Source organism: Micromonospora sp. NPDC050784 (genome assembly GCF_044456765.1).
Lineage (GTDB): Bacteria > Actinomycetota > Actinomycetes > Mycobacteriales > Micromonosporaceae > Micromonospora > Micromonospora foliorum.
In genome coordinates this window covers 1-1,329 of sequence record NZ_JBITGG010000046.1, presented here as the reverse complement: position 1 = coordinate 1,329, position 1,329 = coordinate 1, and the positions used below count along the sequence as shown (strand labels likewise).

The following is a 1,329-nucleotide window of genomic DNA, read 5'->3' as shown; positions in this document are numbered from 1 at the left end:
ACTATTGAGTCCCATGACATCTGTCAGTGTTGAAGTCCCGATACATGTGTCAGTTGGTTGGGATCTTGGGTGTGCTGGTAGATGGTGCCTGGCATGGCTTCTCGGCGGCATGTCATGAACCTGCTCGATGCGCAGTTGGCTGCTGGGGTGCGGATCAACGCGGCCGATTTCGCGCGCGAGCATGGTGTGTCGGTTCGTACCGTGTACCGGCATCAGGCGCGGATCCGGGACGTGGGCGAATGGCATGAGCGGTCCCGGCGACCGCGCAGCAGTCCGCGGACGACGCCACCGGACCTGGACGCCTGGATCTGCAAACTGCGCGCCGAACTCGGCCTGGACAACGGGGCCGACTTCATCCGCGACGCCCTGATCGAGGTGCACAACGGCACTGCTCCGGCGTGGCTGGTGCCCTCGAGGTCGACGATCAACCGGGTCCTGGCCCGGCATGACCTGCTCGAACGGAACCCGGCGAAACGGCCCCACAGCTCGTTTCGCCGGTTCGTCTACGCCCGCCCCCGCGACTGCTATCAGATCGACGCCACGAACGTCCGGCTCGCCGACGGCAGCCTCGCCGCGGTCTTCGACGTCCTGGACGACTGCACCCGAACCCTCGTCGGCTGTTACACGACCATCGCGGAGACCGCCGAAGGCGCGGTCACCGCGGTCAGGCAGGCGTTCACCGAGTACGGCGCCCCGGCGATCGTGTTGTCCGACAACGGCACCGCGTTCACCAGCCGGCTGACCCGGCCCGGATCGATCTCCACGTTCGTCCAGTGCCTCCTGGACCACAGCGTCCGACCGATCAACTCCAGCCCTTACCATCCGCAGACCTGCGGCAAAGTCGAACGCCACCACCAAACCCTCAAGAAATGGCTGAGCACCCAACCCGCCCCCAACACCCGCGCGGAGCTGCAAAACCTGCTGGACGTCTACCGCCGCTACTACAACACCGAACGACGCCACAGCGCCCTACCGCGACGCACCACCCCCGCCCAAGCATGGACAGACGCGCCCAGCCTCGGCGGACCAACCAGCCTCCCGATGCAGACCGACGCCACCCTGCACCGCTGCCTCGTCAGCAGCACCGGCGCGATCTCCGTCGCCGGACACCGCACCAGCGTCGGCACCACCCACGCCGGCGCCACCGTCACCGCTATCCGCGACCAAAACCGGATCACCATCTACCACCGCGACGGCCAACCCCTCGGCCACTTCCACCCCAACCCCGACCGGACCTACATCAGCCTCACCCGAGCAGCCTGATCAACAACTCATGACACATCTATCGGGACTTCCCCTTGACACATGTCTCGGGACAGCACAGTTCCG

1 protein-coding gene is annotated in these 1,329 nt (G+C 66.0%); it reads left to right on the top strand.

Going from position 1 to position 1,329, the window contains the following annotated elements; genetic code table 11:
• Window positions 1-93 precede the first annotated feature (93 nt).
• Window positions 94-1,263, top strand: coding sequence for a DDE-type integrase/transposase/recombinase (locus tag ACIBD9_RS32185; protein WP_396723306.1), 1,170 nt, complete (start codon window positions 94-96; stop codon window positions 1,261-1,263).
• Window positions 1,264-1,329: the final 66 nt, after the last annotated feature.